11 protein-coding genes and 1 pseudogene are annotated in these 17,836 nt (G+C 73.2%); 1 reads left to right on the plus strand and 11 read right to left on the minus strand.

The annotated features are described in order from the left end of the window. Positions 1-17 precede the first annotated feature (17 nt). The 10 genes and pseudogenes from ACWDD7_RS25950 to ACWDD7_RS25995 all read right to left on the minus strand — a co-directional run bounded on the left by ACWDD7_RS25950 (position 18) and on the right by ACWDD7_RS25995 (position 14,997). Positions 18-638: a class I SAM-dependent methyltransferase gene (locus ACWDD7_RS25950; protein ID WP_450459123.1), complete on the minus strand. Its 621-nt coding sequence runs from the start codon at positions 636-638 to the stop codon at positions 18-20. A 69-nt stretch (positions 639-707) separates the two neighbouring features. Beyond that, a complete protein-coding gene (locus tag ACWDD7_RS25955) occupies positions 708-1,568 on the minus strand; it encodes an esterase/lipase family protein (protein ID WP_450459124.1) in 861 nt (286 codons plus the stop codon). Between the two features lie 750 nt (positions 1,569-2,318). Beyond that, the gene (locus tag ACWDD7_RS25960; protein WP_450459125.1) at positions 2,319-3,347 is read right to left on the minus strand and encodes a DNA polymerase Y family protein; all 1,029 of its coding nucleotides are present in this window, start codon (positions 3,345-3,347) and stop codon (positions 2,319-2,321) included. Continuing rightward, a complete protein-coding gene (locus tag ACWDD7_RS25965) occupies positions 3,344-6,796 on the minus strand; it encodes a DNA polymerase III subunit alpha (RefSeq protein ID WP_450459126.1) in 3,453 nt (1,150 codons plus the stop codon). The genes ACWDD7_RS25960 and ACWDD7_RS25965 overlap by 4 nt, the downstream gene beginning before the upstream one ends. Before the next feature lie 250 nt (positions 6,797-7,046). Continuing rightward, positions 7,047-8,128, minus strand: a pseudogene (locus tag ACWDD7_RS25970) (S1 family peptidase). A 354-nt stretch (positions 8,129-8,482) separates the two neighbouring features. Next, positions 8,483-9,382 (minus strand): S1 family peptidase, encoded by a 900-nt coding sequence (locus tag ACWDD7_RS25975; RefSeq protein ID WP_450459127.1) that lies wholly within the window; start codon positions 9,380-9,382, stop codon positions 8,483-8,485. Between the two features lie 216 nt (positions 9,383-9,598). Further along, positions 9,599-10,381 carry a DUF1684 domain-containing protein gene (locus ACWDD7_RS25980; RefSeq protein WP_450459166.1) on the minus strand — a complete coding sequence of 261 codons (783 nt, stop codon included), beginning with the start codon at positions 10,379-10,381 and terminating at the stop codon, positions 9,599-9,601. A 1,207-nt stretch (positions 10,382-11,588) separates the two neighbouring features. Continuing rightward, positions 11,589-12,350, minus strand: coding sequence for an amino acid ABC transporter ATP-binding protein (locus tag ACWDD7_RS25985; protein ID WP_351877790.1), 762 nt, complete (start codon positions 12,348-12,350; stop codon positions 11,589-11,591). Between the two features lie 29 nt (positions 12,351-12,379). Next, complete coding sequence (locus tag ACWDD7_RS25990; RefSeq protein ID WP_450459129.1) at positions 12,380-14,137, minus strand: FAD/NAD(P)-binding protein; 1,758 nt, start codon at positions 14,135-14,137, stop codon at positions 12,380-12,382. Beyond that, positions 14,134-14,997 carry an amino acid ABC transporter permease gene (locus ACWDD7_RS25995; protein ID WP_450459131.1) on the minus strand — a complete coding sequence of 288 codons (864 nt, stop codon included), beginning with the start codon at positions 14,995-14,997 and terminating at the stop codon, positions 14,134-14,136. Before ACWDD7_RS25995 ends, ACWDD7_RS25990 begins: the two co-directional genes overlap by 4 nt. Positions 14,998-15,440: 443 nt before the next feature. Here ACWDD7_RS25995 and ACWDD7_RS26000 point away from each other — a divergent pair, with 443 nt between their 5' ends. Then, entirely contained in the window at positions 15,441-16,388 is a 948-nt protein-coding gene (locus tag ACWDD7_RS26000; RefSeq protein WP_450459132.1) for an ABC transporter substrate-binding protein, read from the plus strand. A 7-nt stretch (positions 16,389-16,395) separates the two neighbouring features. On the opposite strand, the gene ACWDD7_RS26005 is transcribed toward ACWDD7_RS26000, so the two are convergent. Continuing rightward, entirely contained in the window at positions 16,396-17,601 is a 1,206-nt protein-coding gene (locus tag ACWDD7_RS26005; RefSeq protein ID WP_450459133.1) for a DUF5685 family protein, read from the minus strand. Between the last annotated feature and the right edge of the window lie 235 nt (positions 17,602-17,836).

The following is a 17,836-nucleotide window of genomic DNA, read 5'->3' on the forward strand; positions in this document are numbered from 1 at the left end:
ATCCGCGGCCACCCGCCTCACACGGTCGCCACCACCGCGTACCGCTCGTCCGTCACCTCCTTCCCCCACAGCACCGCGTCACCGGACAGCCGCTCCACGCGCGCCCCGGCCGTCAGCGGCTCCAGCAGCGCGGTGAGCCGGTCCGCGGGTACGCCGACGGGGTGCGACTCGCCCCAGACGCCCTCGACCAGCACGAACCGGCCGCCGGGGCGCAGCAGGTCCCGCCAGTGCCGCAGCACACGGGCCTGGTCGGGCAGCGCCCACAGGACGTGACGTACGAGGATCACGTCGAAGCGACGCTCCCCCACGGGCGGGGCCTCGGCCGGTCCGCGCAGCACCTCGGCCCCGTGCCCGGCGAGCTTGGCGCGGGCCCGCTCGGTCATGGCCCGGGACAGGTCGACGGCCGTCACCCGGTGTCCCTGCTCGGCCGCGAGGAGCGACATGCTGCCGGTGCCGCAGCCGAGGTCGAGCACGTCGGCGGGGTGCCCCGGCAGCCAGGAGCGGAGTCTGGCCGACCAGGCGGCCCGCACACCGGGATCGCGCAGGCCGTGGTCCGGCTCCTCGTCGAAGCCGGCGGCCCGCGCGTCCCAGTCCACGGTCCGGACGGTCGTACCGCCGTGCTCACGTTCATCGGTCATGACCGGAGAGTGACACACGCCACTGACAGTCCCGGACGGTGGCCCGACGGCTGACCCCGCGCCGGGTCGTCAGCTGAGGGCGGAGGCGCAGGTGGTGGCGCTGGCGTGCGCCGGGTCGAGGGCGTTGGCGACCTCGTGGAAGGCGACGCGGTCGGTCAGGGCGATCGCCAGGTGTTCGGAGAGGTCCAGCGGGCACAGGTCCTGGAGCAGGACGTTGCGGACGTCGGAGCCGCTGAGGTACTGGCTGCGCCAGGGGGTGGCCACCTCGTCGTACCGGGTCGCGATGACCGTGTAGTGCACTCCGGGGACGGTGTCGCCGCCCGCGTTGAGCTTGGCGAGGAAGGCGGAGTCGGGGATCTGGTCGGCGAGGCCGGGGGTGGTGGCCTTGATCAGGTCCGCCGCGCCGGGGAAGTACGGCAGCAGGTTGGTGAGCCCGCTGAGGGTGGCGCCGTGGTTGTCGGGGGCGATGCCGACGAGCGCGTTCACCTTGTCCGCGCCGCCGAGGAACTTCAGGTAGTAACGGGGCATCATGCCGCCCTGGGAGTGCCCGACGAGGTCGACCTTGGCGGCGCCGGTGGCGGAGCGCACCTGGTCCACGAACGTGGCGAGCTGCGCGGCCGACTGGTCGATGGGGCCCAGGCCGAAGAAGACGGGGACGCCGGGAAGTCGGCCGTAGTCGAGGGAGAAGACGCAGTACCCGCGGGCCTCCAGATAGGGGGCGAGGCCGAGCCAGTTGTCGACCGAGTTGCCGAGGGTTCCGTGGACCAGGACGACGGGACGGGGATGGGCGGTGGAGGGCTTGCAGGAGTAGTCGTTCCAGCCACTGTGGGTGGCGGTGTCGGCGTGCGCGGCCGTGGCGGGCAGGATGACGGCGGCGGCGGACAGGAGAAGGGCGGCGAGGGGTCTGAGCACTCGCTTCCAGGGCGGCATCGGGTGATCTCCTTGCGGCTCAAGGGGAAGTACGGCGGCCTTGCCCTGTGATCCGGATCACGGGGATGCTGTTCATCCGTCAAGTTACGGGCGAGTAGCCGACGGGGGAAGTTACGCGCAAGTAAAACTTCCGGCGTCAACCAATGACGTGACGCGCCGTCACCGGACGGGCCGCACCGGCCCGTGGGGCGCGAGCTTCGCCAAGCCCGCCCGCAGGCACCGCACTTCCCCCCTCACCCGGCAGCCCGGTCCTCCCCTCGACGGCCTCCGCAGCCGTCTCCTCCGCCGCCGTCTCCTCCACCGCCCGGGCGCAGGCCCGTCCGCGCTCGGCCGGCACGATCGGCCGCACCCGCGCGTCCCCCCGGATGCGGCCGCCGCTCGGCGGACCCCTCGCGCACCACCTCGTCCACCCGCCGGCGCGCCGCCTGCCCGGTCACCCCGGGGTGCGCGGCGCGTTCGGTGACGGTCGCCCCGCCCCGGTGCGCGGCGCGTTCGGTGACGGTCGCCCCGCCCCATGAGATCCACGACCCCCGCTTCGTCTCGTACGCCACCCCGCTCACCGGCAGCAGGCAGCGGTGACGGCGAACCGCTCATCACGCTCGACGGCCGCACCGGGCGCGGGCGCGCGGGCGACACGGTGATCGCCGACGCCGAGGCCACCCCGGGCCCGGAGAACCCGACCGGCCACACACCCCTCTCCGGGGACCACCCCCCGTCGGCCTCACGCCGAACCGGCGGACGGCAGCCGGATCACCCCGCCCTGGACCAACCGACCCCGCCACCCGAGGTGTCACCGGTGAAGCGCGCCGTCGCGGCGGGCCGGACCGCGTCCGGACCGAACCGGCGGCGCGCCCGGTCCGCCGCGGCCTCGGCGGCGCGGGCGCGGGTGTCGGCGGGGTCCAGGGAGAGCTGGTGGTAGGCGTCGGTGGTCGGGCGGAGGCCGTCGGCGCGCAGGGTGAAGGCGCGGACCCGGGCCCGTTGCAGGCCCAGGGAGGACAGCAGGCCGAGGGCCGCCGCGGTGAGGGCGGGCGAGTGGTCGGTGGGCTCCGGCAGGGCGCGCGTCCGGGTGCTGGAGCTGCGGTCGGCGTAGCGCACGGTGAGGGTGACCCGGCTCGCCACCCGCCGCTCGCCGCGCAGGAGTCGGCCGATCCGGTCGGCGAGCCCGAGGACCGACCGGTGCTGCTCCGCGGGGTCGAGGCAGTCCCGGTCCAGCACGCGGTCGGCGGTCAGCTGGACCGCCGGCTCCCTGGGCAGGACGGGGCGCGGGTCGTGGCCGCGGACGCGTTCGGCCAGCAGCCGAGCGGTGCCCGCGCCGAGGAGGCGTTGCAGGGTCGCCGGGGACAGGTCGGCGACCTGGCCGATGCTGTGCAGGCCGTACCGGCCGAGCGTCGCCGCCGTGGCGCGGCCGATCCCCGGCAGCGCGGTGACCGGCCGGGGGCGAAGCCACTCGGCGGCCCGCTCGGCGGGCACCCAGGTGGTCTCCCCCGGCGCGGACGCGTCGGCCGCCATCGCCGCGAGCATCCGGTTGCCCGCGAGCCCGGCGCTGCCGTCGATGCCGTGGAGGGCCTTCAGGCGCATCATCGTCATCTGGACCACGTCATAGGGGGACAGGCCGAAGTACCGGAGCGCCGAGGTCAGGTCCAACTGCACGGCGTCGGGCGGCATCTCCTGCACATGGGGCGTGATGCCAGACACCAGTTCGATTACATGACCGTACTGCTCCTCGCTCAGCGAGCCGTGCAGATACAGATGGGCGATGTGCCGCTGACGGTTGCTCATCCCGCACTCCCCGGACTGGTGTAACCGAACTTCTTCAGGTCGGCCGAGCGGCTGCCGGCGGGCAGCAGATCGGCGTACGGGTGCAGGCGGGCGCCGGTGGTGCCGTTGGCCAGGGTGCGCCGCGGCTGGGCGGGGGTCGGGTGCGGGCGGCTCTCACCGAGGAGGGCGAGCGCGGCCTCGGGCCCGTGGTCGCGGCGGGCGGCGGCGATCCGGTCCAGGTCCCAGGCCATGGTGCCGACGACGGTACGACGGGTGCCGCGCACCTGCACCGTGCCGCGCACCAGCAGCAGCCCGCTGTGGAAGACGGTGTACGCGCAGGCCGGGTGGGAGTCCTCGAAGAACGCCAGGTCGACCAGGCCGGAGCCGTCCTCCAGGGTGACGAAGATGATCCGCTTGCCGCTGGCGATCGGCGGGGTCTGGGTGGAGGCCCGCACCCCGGCGACGAGGACCCGCTGACCGGCGCGCAGCCCGGCCAGGTGCGCCGCGTCGGTCGCGCCGACCTCCCGCAGCAGCCGGTGGTGGTGCTCCATCAGGTGCCGGGAGACATCGATGCCGAGGCTGTTCAGCTCGGCGCCGAGCGCCTCGCGGCCGGTCATCTCCGGCAGCCCGCTCGGCTCCGAGCCGCCGACCGCGCCCGCGATCAGAGGCAGTTGACCGGTGCCGGCGGACCGGTTGCGGGCGGCCCGGTGGAGTTCGGCGATCTGGAGCAGCAGATCGCGCCGGGTGAGCCGGCCGTCGTGCAGGCAGCCCAACGCGCCGATCTCCGCGAGGCGTTCGGCGACCGGTCTGCTGGGCCGGGCCCGCTGCCAGAAGTCCGACAGCGATGCGTACGGCTGCCCCTCCTCGATCCGCGCGCACTCCTGCTCGCCGATCCCGTGCACGGCGGACAGGGCGAGGCGTACACCCCACCGGTCTCCGTCGGCCTTCTCCACGGTGTGCCGCGCCCTGGACCGGTTGACGTCGACGGGCAGCACCGGCACCCCGCGCCGGCGCGCGTCGGCGACCAGGACCCGCTTGGGCCACATCCCGGGATCGTGTTCGAGCAGCCCGGCCAGCAGGAAGGCCGGATGGTGCGCCTTGAGCCAGGCACTCTGCAGGGCGGGGACGGCGAAGGCGACCGCGTGCGCCCGGCAGAAGCCGTACGCCCCGAAGGCCTCGACCGTCCTCCACACCTCCTCCCGTACGGACTCGCTGTAGCCGCGCGCGCCGGCCCGCCGGTGGAACCACTCCCTGATCTCGGGCAGCCGTTCCCGGTCGCCGAGCGCCCGCCGGGTGATCTCCGCGAAGGCCCGGTCGCAGCCGGTCAGCACCCGCAGCGTCTCGATGACCTGCTCGTGCCAGATGGTCACGCCGTAGGTGTCGGCGAGCACCGGCTCCAGGTCCGGGTGGGCGTACACGGGGGTGCCGCCGTGCCGGGCGGCGATGTACCGCTCGGGCATGCCGCCCGCGACCGGCCCCGGGCGGAAGAGGCTGATGTCGGCGATGACGTCCTGCTGGTTGCGCGGCTGGAGCCGGGACAGCAGGTCCTGCTGGCCGGGCGACTCCAGCTGGAACAGGCCGAGGGTCTGGCTCTCCTGGATCAGCTTGAACGCGAACACGTCGTCCAGCGGCACCTGTTCGGGGTCGTCCAGGTCGATGCGGTCACCGGTGGTCCGCTCGATCTCGGCCACGGCGTGGGCCATCGCGGACTGCATCCGCACACCCAGGACGTCGAGCTTGATGTTGCCGAGCGCCTCGATCTCCTCCTTCGCCGCCATGGCCATCGGGTAGTCGCCCTGCGGGGTGGGCTGCACCGGCAGCCGGTCCAGCAGGCCGGCGTCGCTGACGACCACGCCGCAGGGGTGCATGGCCATGCCGTGGACCAGGGAGTCGAGCCCCTCGGCCAGCTCCCACAGCGGCCCGAACCGGCCCGCCTCGGAAGCGAGCCGGCGCAGTTCGGGCAGTTCGGCGAGGGCGCCGGTGATGTCGGAGGCCCGCAGGTGCGGGAAGCTCTTGGCGATCCGGTCGACCTCCGCGGGCGCGATGCCGAGGGCGAGGCCGGTGTCGCGCAGGGCCCGGCGCGCCCGGTAGGTCTCGGGCATCGCGGTGACCGCGACCCGCTCCTTGCCGAACCGTTCGAAGATCGCGTCGTAGCACTCCAGGCGGCGCGCGGACTCCACGTCGATGTCGATGTCGGGCAGCGAGGCCCGGCGCACGCTGAGGAACCGTTCGAACAGCAGGCGGTGGTCGAGCGGGTTGGCGGTGGCGATGTCCAGCACGTGGCAGACCATCGAGCCGGCGCCCGAGCCGCGGGCCGCGACCCGGATGCCCTTGGCGCGGATGTCGGCGACGACCTGGCCGACGGCGAGGAAGTACGAGTCGTAGCACAGCCGGGAGATCACGGCGAGTTCCTCGTCGAGGCGGGCGAGCGCCGCCGGATCGTGGTCGAGGCCCCGGCGGGCGAGGCCCTCCTCGCAGCGCCGGCGCAGCAACCGGGCGGCGCCGTCCGCCCCGGGCCCGGCACCGAAGAGCGCGGGCTCGGGGAAGTGCCGGGTGCCGAGGCCCAGGTCCGCGGCGGGGTCGAGGGCGCACCGGGCCGCCGTGGCCGCGGTGTCGGCGAGCAGTCGGCGGGCCCGCCGCTCGTCGGCCCCGGCGCACTCGGCGACCATGCGCGCGAGGACCGTCATCGCCCGCTCGTCCTTGATCCAGCGCTGCCCGCTGTCCAGGCGGCGCCGGTCGATGGGCCGCAGCAGCCGGGCGGCGTCCAGGACGTCGGCGAGGCGGTGCTGGTCGGGGTCGGCGTAGCGGACGGCATTGGTGAGGACGGCGGTCGTGCCGGTGCGGTCGGCGAGCGCGAGGGTGCGGGCGGCGAGACGGAGGGAGCCCGGACCCACGCCAAAACGTTTCTGCGCGACGACTTCCAGCCGGACCTCTCCCCCGAAGACCTCCCGCCACGGCGCCAGCAGCCGTACCGCGACATCCTCCCGGCCCGCCGACAGCGCCCGCACCGGCTCCGAGAGCGGGCCGAGCAGGACGATCAGGCCGGGGCCGCCGTGCTCCCGCAGCGCGGTCCACGGCACCACGGGCGCCCGGCCGCCGAGGGCGTCGGCGTGCGCGGCCGAGGTGATCCGACACAGCCGCGCCCAGCCCTCACGGTCCCGGGCGAGCAGCACGACGCGCAGCGGCGGCTCGACCACGTGGGCGCCGCCACGCGCCGGGGTACGGCCCCGCCGGCCGGGCGGCGGCGGGGCGAGCGCCTCCACCGCGAGGTCGACGCCGAAGACCGGCCGCACCCCTTCCCTCGCACACGCCTGCGCGAATCGGACAACGCCGGTGACGGTGTCCCGGTCGGTCAGCGCGAGCACCGCCATACCCCGCTCGGCGGCCCGGCGCACCAGCTGCTCCGGGTGGGCGGCGCCGTAGCGGGCGGAGTAACCGGACGCGACATGCAGATGAGCGAAGCCCGCCATGCCGCACCTCCCTCACTCCACCCCTTTTCAGCCATACGCCCGATACGTTCATCGTACGCTCGTTCGAATACTGTAACTCCATCGGCGCTGGTCGGCGAGTGCATTCGAACAGATGGATGATTATTTACGGTGCGTAAGAGGGCGTGAGCGGGAGTGGGCGTCGGCCGAAACGCGGCATCCCGCCCCGAGGACTCGGGACGGGATGCCGCGGGAGCCGTTCGACCGGGGGCCGCCGGCCGAACGGCTTCGGTCAGCCGATCTCGGTGCCGGTGGCGGAGAGGGCCGCGGTGACCGGCTGGAAGAAGGTCTCCCCGCCGGAGGTGCAGTCGCCGCTGCCGCCGGAGGTCAGGCCGATCGCGTCGCTGCCGGAGAACAGGGAACCGCCGCTGTCACCGGGCTCGGCGCAGACGTCGGTCTGGATCAGCCCGCTGACCGTGCCCTCCTGGTAGTTGACGGTGGCGTTCAGGCCGGTGACCGTGCCGTCGTGCACATGGGTGGTGGACCCGCTGCGCGTGACCTTCATGCCCACCGTGGCCTCGGCGGCGCCGGTGATCTTCTGGGTCGAGCCGTCGTAGAGGTCGACCTCGCTCGGGCGGGCGGCGTCCGAGGTGTACTTGACCAGACCGAAGTCGGTGCCCGGGAAGTGGGACTCCGCGTTCTGCCCGATCTCGTTGCCGTCGGCGTCCGACCAGGTGGAGATGGCCGCCGTGCAGTGCCCGGCGGTCAGGAAGTACGGCTGCCCGTCCTTGACCACGTTGAAGCCGAGCGAGCAGCGGCCGCCGGAGCCGTTGATGGCGTCGCCGCCGGCGACGAAGGGCTTGTACTCGCCCTGGAAACGCTTGAGTTCGGCCCTGCCGCCGAGCCCGTCGACCACCTTGCTCAGCTTGTCCCAGCGGGCGCCGGTGACCGACTTGTCGGCCGTGACGACGACCTTGTTCGACACCGGGTCGATGGACCAGGACGTGCCCGGGATGGTCGCGTCCTTCTTCAGCGTCGCACGGGCGCCGTCGAGCTGGGCCAGCGTGTGGGTGACGATTCTGGCCTTGGCGCCCTTGGCCTCGACGGCCTTCGCGGCGGCCTTGTCGAGCACGTTCACGACGAGGCTCCTGGCCTCGGCGTCGTAGTAGCTGCCCGCCGCGTCCGAACCGAGGCGCGCACTCAGGTCGGAGGCCAGCGTCGCGGCCGCCGGAGCGGACATCAGCCGGGGCCGGGACACCGGCTTCGCGGGCTCGCTGGCGTTCGCATTCTGCAAGGTGACACCCGTCGCGCCAGTGCGGCGACACCCGCGCCGGCCATGACGAGCCGGCGCCTGGATATGCGTCGGTGCTTCAACTCACGTCCTCCTGTGGGGGGACGGCCGTCCGGGTTGTGGGGACCCGACGGCCGGAAGGCTGGTTGACGGGCGCCCACTCTTCCGAAACCCACAGGGGACACACAAGGCCGAGTTCCGGACGCGCGACGGAAGGGCCTGTCCGCGCCCGCTCACGGGTGACCGACCGTCACCACCCAGGAAATTTCGGGGTGCAAACACTACGAGCGAGTAGCCCTCACCCGAACGTGACGGCGCATCATGGCTTGTTCCTGTTCACCGCCTGCTCCCTTCCTCCACGAGGCGGGCATGAAGAAGCCCCCGCACACACGCATATGTGCGGGGGCTCACGGCAGCCGGGCCGAAGCCGGTGCCGGTTAGGGGAGCGTGACGCCGTAGTAGCTCAGGGCCTCGGTCACCGGCTGGAAGAAGGTCGTGCCGCCGGAGGTGCAGTCGCCGCTGCCGCCGGAGGTCAGACCGTAGGCCACGGTGCCGTTGTACAGCGGACCGCCGCTGTCGCCGCCCTCGGCGCAGACCGTGGTCTGGATCAGGCCGGAGACGATGTCGCCGCTGCCGTAGTTGACGGTGGTGTTGAGCGCGGTGACCTTGCCGCTGTGCGTACCGGTGGTGGAACCGCGCCGGTAGACGGTCTGGCCCACGCTCGGGGTGGCCGCGCTGGAGATGGTCTGGCTGCCGACCGCGCTCGGGTGGGAGATCGCGGAGTTGGTGTACTTGACGAGCGCGAAGTCGTTGCCCGGGAAGCTGTAGCCCACGTTGGTGCCGAGCACCGTGCTGTGGCTGGAGTCGCTGTACCAGGTGGAGGCGACCTGGCCGCAGTGCCCTGCGGTCAGGAAGTAGTACGTGCTGCCGCTGTGCACGTTGAAGCCGAGCGAGCAGCGGTACTGGCCGCCGTAGATGGCGTCGCCGCCGCTGATCAGCTTGTTGAACGTGCCGGCCGTGCGCTTGATGGTGAGCGCGCCCGCTTCGGCGCCGGCCTGCTTCTTGATCTTGGCGATCTCGGCCTTGGAGACCGTGCTGTCGACGGTGACGACGACGTGGTTGTTCTTGGCGTCGACGGCCCAGGCGGTGCCGGGGACGTCCGCCTTCATCACCGAGTCGCTCGCCCGGGTGAGCTGGGCGGCGCTGAAGGGGTGGGCGTCGCTGGCGCTCGCGGTGGGGGCGGCGAAGGCGGCCGCGGCCAGGAAGCCCGCGGCCACGGCGATCAGCCGGGTCCGTCTCGCCGAGCCGGTGCGGGGAGTGGTGCGCTCGATCCTCACGTTTCGTTCCCTCCATGGGGATTCGGGGGCCCGCGTGGGGTCGGGGCCCGGTGAGGCGCAGCCAGGGACACCTCCGGGGTTCCGGATTTACATGTCCCTGACAGGCACTGAGGGGGAGTATTCGGCCGGACGACCGATAGGCACAAGGGTGCCTTTCGGCCGTCGGACTTTAGCCCTCCTTTGCCCCGACACCCCTCGCTTTAACTTCCGTTGGTGTCAGCTCAGCACCCGCTCCCCCGCCTCGACGGCGATGTCCAGCGTGTTCCCGGGCGGCGGGAAGGGGCAGAGGAAGTGGTCGGCGAAGGCGCAGGGCGGGAGTTGGGCCCGGTTGAAGTCGACGGTCGTACGCCCCTGCGCGTCCGGCGCCTCCGGGAACAGGAAGCGGAACCGGAAACTGGTGTCGCCGCTGGTGGCGTCGGCGAACACCGCCCACAGCGGCCCCTCGCCCTGCCGCGCCACGGCCAGCGTCCACTCCCGCCCGCCCACGGTGAAGGCGAGTTCACCGGCGAGCGCGAACCCGCGGGCCCGGCCGTCCGCGTTGCCGAGTCGCACGACGCGCCGCGCGTCGTACGGCGTGAAGCGGCCCGGCACCGCCCAACCGGGGTCGTACGCGGTGGCCTCGATGCCCCGGAAGGCGCGCCGGGCCTCGGCGCCGGGGTCGTAGACCCGCACCCCCCACACGCCCTCGCGGACCAGCACGACCAGTCGCTTCTCGCCGAGCGAGACGCGGGCGGCGGCCTCCGGGCCGGTATCGGCGGTCAGCCGGACCTCCCCGCCGAAGGGGCGGCGGTCCACCTGGAGTCCGTCGGCCTCGACGGCCGTCAGCACCACACCCTCGCCGTCCGCCGCCCAGGTCCCCGGAATGTCCGGAAGTCGACCCTCCGGCTGGTCCTCGATCCAGTGGGTGGCGGTCAGCGCGAGCGGCCCATAGGGCGCGGTGACCGATTCCTCCCGCTTCTCTCGCCACTGCTTCCATGCGTCGGACGCGTCGATTGCCATGCTGTTCCATCCTTTTGTGTGCTTTGTCTTCTTCGGCCGCGGAGAGTGGTGGACGGGGCGGGCCAGGCCCAGGTGCTCGCGCAGGGTGCCACCCGGATAGAAGGTGCGGAACAGGCCGCGGTGCTGGAGCAGCGCCACCGTGCCGTTGACCAGTCGCTCCAGGTCGCGGCGGGGTTCGACGGGGACCAGGTGGAAGCCGTCGACGGCGCCCTCGGTGTGCCAGGCGGTGAGCAGGTCCGCGAGGTCGACCGGCCCGCCCCGGTACAGCGGGCCCCGCACGGTGGGCCGGGGGCCGCCCCCGCCGTGACCGGGCTCGGCCGCGCGCTCCCCGCCGCCGAGGTCGACCCGCAGGCTCACCAGGACCCGCAGGGCACCCGGGTCCCGCCCGGACCGAGCTGCCCGCGACCGCAGTTCCTCGCGCACGGCGGCCGCCTGCGCCGGGGTCGCGGCGCGGACCAGGGCCACGTCGGCGAACCGGGCGGCGAGGGCTCGGGCGGGGCGGGTGCCGGCGTCGGCGACGCGGACGGGGTGGGTACGGGGGAAGACGGGGGTGAGGGGGGTGAGGGGGGCGAGGGGGTCCAGGGGGTCCCGGACGGGCGCGGCCCCGGAGGGTGCCGTCGGCCCCCGGACGCCGACGGCGGTCTCCGGTACGTCCCGCACCCCTTCGGCGGCACCTTCCGGGACGTCCCACGACCCCCGTGCGGTACCTGCCGGTCCGGCCGCCCCGGGGACGGTACGGTCGGCCGCCCGCGCCGCCTCCTCCGTACCCGGCGCCTCGATCCACCGGCCCGCGCGCCCCCCGGCGACCCGGTCGAGGACGGCCCAGGCGGCCGACTCCAGGGCGGCCGGGGCCGTCGGTTCCGGAGCGGCCGGCGCCGCCCGCAGGGTGACCGCACCCGGCACCACCCCCACCAACCCGATCCGCCGCGTCGCCGACGCCACCGCGGCCAGCAGGTCGAGCACCTCGGGTCCCGGCCGTCCGGTCGAGTCGGCCAGGGTCACGAAGTCCAGCCGGCCGTGCTCGGCGAGTCGTACCAGTTCGGTGCGGGAGCCTGCGCCGGGACGGTCCGGCAGGTCGACGGCGGCGGCCAGATGCAGCATCCCGCGGCGGTACCGCCCGCTCATCCGCCCGCCTCCGGCCACCGCGCTCCGCGGGCCCGTCCCCTTCCCCGCCCCGGTGGCACGCGCCCCGCGTCCGCTCCCATCCTCACAACACCTTCGCCAGGAACGCCCGTGTCCGCTCCTCCCGCGGCGCTCCCAACACCGCGTCCGGCGGCCCCTGTTCGACGATCCGCCCGTCGGCCATGAAGACCACCGTGTCGGCGACCTCCCGCGCGAACGCGATCTCATGGGTGACGACGATCATCGTGGTGCCCTGGGCGGCGAGATCGCGGATGACGTCGAGGACCTCGCCGACCAGTTCGGGATCGAGTGCCGAGGTCGGCTCGTCGAAGAGCAGCAGCCGGGGCCTGAGCGCCAGCGCCCGTGCGATGGCGACGCGCTGCTGCTGCCCACCGGACAACTGCCCCGGATAGGCATGGGACTTGTCCGCGAGTCCCACCCGTGCGAGCAGCCGGTGCGCGTGCTCCTCCGCTTCCTCGCGGGGCCGCCTCAGCGCGGACACCGGCGCCTCGACCACGTTGTCCAGGACGGTGAGGTGCGGGAAGAGGCGGAAGTCCTGGAAGACGAAGCCGATCCTGGTCCGCCGGCGCAGGACTTTCCGTTCGGGCAGTTCGTACAGCCGGTCCCCGGCGCGCCGGTATCCGATCGGCGAGCCGTCCACCGTGATCTCGCCGCGGTCCGCCTTCTCCAGGTGGTTGATGGTGCGCAGCAGCGTGGACTTGCCGGAGCCGGAGGGGCCGAGCACGACGGTGACCTCGCCGGTGCGGACCTGGAGGTCGATGCCCTTGAGGACGTCGAGCGGGCCGAAGCTCTTGTGCACCGACCTGATGTCGACCATGACGGTCATGACGTGATTCCTTTGTGCAGGAGGGAGGTTCATGCGGCGGCGTGTCCGGCCCCGGCCCGCAGGAAGGCCAGCGCCGCCCGCGCGGTGGCGTCGTTCTGGCGGAAGGCCGGGCCACCGGTGCGCGGCCGGGTGAAGGCGCCGGGGGTGCGGGCGTCGGTGTAGGGGCCGAGTGCGAAGCGGCGGGGGTGCGGGCGCCCGGCGCCGTCGAGGACGCGGCCGTCGCGGGGGTCGACCCGCAGCAGCCCCTCGGGGGTCTCGGCCGCGCCGTCGGCGTGCAGTTCGCGCAGCAGGGGGTCGCGGGCGCGGCCGACGGTGGGCGCGGGCAGCCGGGCCTCGACCAGCGCCCGTGCCGTGACCGAGTGGCCCGGCACGGTGGGGCTGGACGCCCGGAACACCCCGTCCTCGGCGGTGACGGCCATGTCGGCGCCGAGGAACCGCAGCAGCCCCGCCCGGGACAGCGCGAGCATCTGCCGCAGCCGGGGGCCGGGCGGCCCGGACGCCAGGCAGCTGAAGAACCCGTGCCACCAGGGCCCGATGTCCCCGAGCCGCACCAACTGCCCGTAGACCGACAGCAGTCCGAGGAAGACACCCAGGTCGGGGCTGAAGGAAGGATCGTGACGTCTCGCCAGATCGGCCTCGATGTAGGCGCGCAGGCCGCCCTGGAAGTCCTCGGGCGAGGCGTGGCGCACTCCGGCGAGCGGGTGGTCGAGCGCGGTGAGGTCGAGCCGGTCGGCGGGGTCGGGTACGGCGGCGGCGATCAGCGCGTCCAGATCGGCGGGGCCGGAGGCGGCCGCGTACTTCTCCTCGAAGTCGGCCCAGGCGCTCGCCGTGCGCTCCGGGTGGGCGGTGAACAGCCGGTGGTAGTGGGCGAAGCCCAACTCCTTCTCGACCAGCGGCCACACATCGCGCCGGAAGTCGAAGCCGTCCGGCCGGGAGCGCAGTTCCCGGATCTCGGCGGGGCCGAGGAAGCGGGGCAGCGGGGGCCGGTCGCCGGTCCAGTCGTAGCCGATCTTCGAGTGGTACGGCACCCCGCGCCGCGAACCGACGTACAGCACCGGCTCCCGGCCCGAGGGGAGGTAGGTGTCGCCGTCGTACCGTCCGCCGCGGCCCTCGGTGAGCAGCACCATCAGGTCGACGAAGGCCAGTCCGAAGCCCCGTACGAGCACCGGTTCGCCGGGCCCCAGGGCGGACAGGTCGCTGTCGGCGGTGAAGTCGGGCGGCAGGTGCACGAGGCCGTGCGCGCGGGCGTACGCCGCCAGCTCGGCCTGTTCCGGTTCGAGTTCGGCGTCGAGGTGGCCGAGGGCGAGGATCACCAGGTCGGCGAGGAGGGGGCGGGTCCTGCCCTCCAGCCACACCTGCTGGCGCCCCTCGCGGGGGCCGCCGACGCGCAGGGCGCGGGTGGGGTGGTGGCGCACGGTGATGTGGGGGGGCAGCTCGGCCAGGGCCCGCTCGTACACGAAGCGCAGGTAGCGGCCCTGGATCCGGCGGTCGGCGAAGGTGCGGCCGTCCAGCGCGGCCCACTCGTGCAGCGTGGGGCCCTCGCGCACCGGTCCGTCCATGCGCACCGTGTCGTCGGTGAACATCGTGACGTCCTCGGCGTGCGAGTTCATCCACAGCAGCGGCGACTGCTCCTCGCGCCAGATGCGTCCGCCGCCCGGTGGATGCGGGTCCACGAGATGGATGTCGAGACCCGAACCCGCGTACAGCTCCGGGGCGTTGGCGGCGACGCGTTCGAGGAGGCCGGTCCCCCGCGGCCCGGCGCCCACGATCACCAGCCGGGGCCTCATCGGGCCTGCTCCGTGCCGCGGGCGTAGTACTTCTCCACGTAGTGCTGGCCGATGCCGAGCACGCTGGTGACGACGGCGTACCAGAGGGTGGCGACCATCAGCAGCGGGATGACCTGGTAGGTGCGGTGGTAGATCAACTGGGCGGAGAACAGCAGGTCGTCGACCGCGATGACGCTGACGATGGAGGTGCCCTTGAGGGTGCCGATCAGCATGTTGCCGGCGGGCGGCACGATGGAGCGCATCGCCTGCGGCAGCACGATCCGCCACCAGCGGCGCCGGCGGCTCAGGCCGAGCGCCTGGGCGGCCTCGATCTGGCCCCGGTCGACGGAGAGGATGCCGCCGCGCACGACCTCGGCGGCGTAGGCGGCCTCGTGCAGGGTGAGGCCGACGACGGCGACGGCGACCGGGCTGAGCAGGTTGACCGTCCTGACCCCGAGCACCGTCGGGTACAGCGCCCCGATGTTGAACCACAGCAGCAGCTGCACCAGGATCGGGATCGACCGGAACAGCCAGACGTATCCGGAACCGACCGCGCGAAGCACGGGGTTGGCGGACAGCCGGAAGGCGGCGAGCAGGGTGCCGAGGGCGAAGCCGAGGACCATCACCACGGCGGTCAGCCAGAGCGTGAGCCACAGTCCGCGCAGCACCGCGCCGGTGGTGAAGTAGTCGGCGACGACGTCCCACTGGAACGCCTGGTTGCGCACGACGGAGGTGAGGGCGAGGCCGAGCAGGACGAGGACGGCGACGGCGGCGGTCCACTGTCCGTAGCGGCGCTGGGGCACGATCCGGGGGACGGGGACGGCCGCGGGACCGGGTATCTCCGGGGCGGTGGACGCGTGGGCGAGGGTGTCGGATGACATGCGAAGGCTCCGTGACGCGATCGGTCGAACGTCGGAACGGGTGATGCCTTCACACGGGTGCGCCGTACACATGGCGCGGTCACGGCCGAGCCCCTCAGCAGGGCCGTGCACCGAGAGTACGCAAGCGGTCGCCCGCGCTGTCAAGGGTGTCCGTATGGTGAGCGGTACGTCTCAAGTCGGTTGACGCGGAACCGGATGCCTGTTCCACTTGCCCCATGCATCCACAGCAGTGGCTGGTCACCCGCTCCCACATCGACTTCGGTCGCGTGTGGTCCTCCTCCTGTTGAGCTGACCCCCTGCGCATGCCCGCCGCCGGCGGGCCTCCTCGGCGCTCTCCGCTTTTTCCCCGCGTTTCCGCGCCTTCCTCGCTCCACCGTGCCTTCACACGCGCCCCCTCCCCTCGCGCTCTCGCACACCCTTTTCCGTTCAGGAGAACGCCTCCGATGCGTACGTCGATCTATCGATTCGTCATGCCCTTCACCGCCCTGACCTCGGCCACCCTGCTCCTCACCGCCTGCGGCTCGGGCTCCGGCGCCGCGGGCGGGGCGGACGCCCCCGGGGTGGCGGCCGCGTCCGACGCGGTGCCGACCACGGACGTGGTGTCGGCCGAGAAGACGGACCCCGCGGCGGCGGGGCTGCTGCCCGCCGGCACCAAGCACCTCACCGTCGCGATCAGCGTCGGCGGCACCCCGCCCGGCACCACCTACCTCGCCGACGGCAGAACGCTGACCGGCCAGGACGTCGACTTCGCCAAGGCGGTCGCCAAGGTGCTCGGCGTCGAACTGACCGTGGAGCAGGCGAGTTTCGAGGCGATCCTGCCCGCCCTGGACAGCGGCAAGTACGACTTCGGCGCGAGCAACTTCGGGGTCACCGACGAGCGCCGCAAGACCATCGACTTCGTCACCTACATCAACGACGGCCAGGGTTTCGCCACCCGCAAGGACAGCAGGCTGACCAGGATCACCGATCTGAAGCAGCTGTGCGGACTGAACGTGGCGACCGGCGCCGGCACGACGTTCGAGGCCACGCTGGAGGAGAACGAGCACCTGTGCGCCGATGCGGGCGAGAAGCCGTACCGGGTGCAGACGTACGCCGAGCCCAGCGCGATCTGGTCCTCGGTGCAACAGGGCCGCAGCGACGTGGTGATGTCCACGATCAACGGCCTGCGCTACGCCGTCGCCCGCCAGAGCGGCCTGAAGTTCCTCAACGAGTTCCACCGGCTCGACGTCGGCTTCGCCTTCAAGAAGGGCACCACGTTGGCGCCCGCCTTCCAGGCCGCGGTGAACCGGCTGATCGCCGACGGCACCTACGACAAGATCCTGGAGAAGTGGGGCACGACGGGCTCGGCGATCACGAAGTCACGGATCTCCCCGCCCGAGCTCGGGAACTGAGCGGGGGTCAGCAGCCGCAGTCGCAGGTACAGCACTCGCAGCACTCGCAGCACTCAAGGGCCTCGCAGCACGACCAGTCGCAGTTGCAGTCGCAGGAGGCGCAGCAGCCCTCGCGCCGCTTCCGCGACCACGGGCCCTCGAACTCGTCGGCGCAGCACACCTTGCAGGTGCAGCACACGGCGAGCGCGGCGGCGCAACCGGCCCAGAAGCCCCGCTTGTCCGGGCCCTTCGACGGGCCGCCGTAGGGGTTGCCGTGCGGGTCGCCCGGCGCGTACGGCCCCTGCGTGCCCGGGTTCCCCGGCGCGTACGGCCCCGTCGGCGGCCCGAACGCGGCCTCCGGAGCGGTGTGTCCGCAGGACGTCGTGCCGAACGCCCGGTCCACCGAGCGCCGCAGCTCGTGCACCAGCAGCAGATGGACCAGCGCGCCGTCGCGGAACTCGGTGTCCTTCAGGGCCAGTCGGATGCCGTGCACGGCGTCGTCGGCGAGCCTGCGGGCCTCGGCGAGGGAGGTGCCGGTGGCGGTCAGCGGGTTCCAGGCGCCGCTCTCGGCGTCGGCCTCCCGGTCCTCGACCGCGTCCAGCAGATGCGCGAGCCGCCCGAAGAGCCGCCCGGTCTCGGCGAGCGGCACCGCGTTGCCGGGCCGGCCGGCCAGCCGCGCGGTGTGCGCGAAGGCGGCGGCGGTGGCCGTCTCGGTGGGCTCGGTGACGGTCAGGATCGGGGTGCCGGGCCCGGCCAGCGTCTCGATGCCGAGCTGGCGGTCGACGGCGTCCACCAGGACACCGGTGTCGAAGCCGACCGCCGACCCGCTGTGCTCCCCGGCCCGGCCCCAGCTCGCCGCGACCTTGCGGGCGGCGGCGGCCACCGGCCTGCGGGCCAGGAGTCCGTCCCGGTCGGCGACATGGTCGCGGACCTTCGCCGCGGCGAGCACCAGGGAGACGGCTGCGGCGAGCCGCGCGCCCTCACCCTGCGCGACCGACGCCGTCCGCATCCCGCGCAGCGCGCACGGCCCCGCCGTCCGCCGTCCGCCCTCGCCGCGACCGAGCTGAGCCTCCGTCAACACGGAGATCAACAAACCGTCATAGTTGGTGACAACACGTGCGAGCTGACCATGGTCGCCGCGCAACGCGAGGCAGAGTCCGCACAGATGCGCCATCCACTCGGCCTTGAAGCGGTCACCGAGCCGGTGCGAGCAGGGCCTGACTATTCCGAACACAGCGTTTCCCCCGTGCGTTGACGTGTCATCGGCTTCACCCGGACGCACCGAGCGTCACCCATCCGCCGCCGACCATCATATTTCACTCACAGTCAGCAGCCGTACGTGTCACAACCCTTGGGGGACAAGGCGTCTCGACGGATCGGCTGTGCACCAGTACCGTCACAAACCCCCCGCGCGGCGACTATCCACTTGGCGCGTTGTCAGCATCATGGATGACCATAGGGGAACGGAC

Source organism: Streptomyces sp. NPDC001056, assembly GCF_053598955.1.

What these genes read in the sequence shown, in the direction of transcription:
- ACWDD7_RS25950 (WP_450459123.1), bottom strand. Translation starts at nt 638, where the DNA reads ATGACCGATGAACGTGAGCACGGCGGTACGACCGTCCGGACCGTGGAC.
- ACWDD7_RS26000 (WP_450459132.1), top strand. Translation starts at nt 15,441, where the DNA reads ATGCGTACGTCGATCTATCGATTCGTCATGCCCTTCACCGCCCTGACC.
- ACWDD7_RS25980 (WP_450459166.1), bottom strand. Translation starts at nt 10,381, where the DNA reads ATGGCAATCGACGCGTCCGACGCATGGAAGCAGTGGCGAGAGAAGCGG.
- ACWDD7_RS25960 (WP_450459125.1), bottom strand. Translation starts at nt 3,347, where the DNA reads ATGAGCAACCGTCAGCGGCACATCGCCCATCTGTATCTGCACGGCTCG.
- ACWDD7_RS25990 (WP_450459129.1), bottom strand. Translation starts at nt 14,137, where the DNA reads ATGAGGCCCCGGCTGGTGATCGTGGGCGCCGGGCCGCGGGGGACCGGC.
- ACWDD7_RS25955 (WP_450459124.1), bottom strand. Translation starts at nt 1,568, where the DNA reads ATGCCGCCCTGGAAGCGAGTGCTCAGACCCCTCGCCGCCCTTCTCCTG.
- ACWDD7_RS25995 (WP_450459131.1), bottom strand. Translation starts at nt 14,997, where the DNA reads ATGTCATCCGACACCCTCGCCCACGCGTCCACCGCCCCGGAGATACCC.
- ACWDD7_RS25965 (WP_450459126.1), bottom strand. Translation starts at nt 6,796, where the DNA reads ATGGCGGGCTTCGCTCATCTGCATGTCGCGTCCGGTTACTCCGCCCGC.
- ACWDD7_RS25985 (WP_351877790.1), bottom strand. Translation starts at nt 12,350, where the DNA reads ATGACCGTCATGGTCGACATCAGGTCGGTGCACAAGAGCTTCGGCCCG.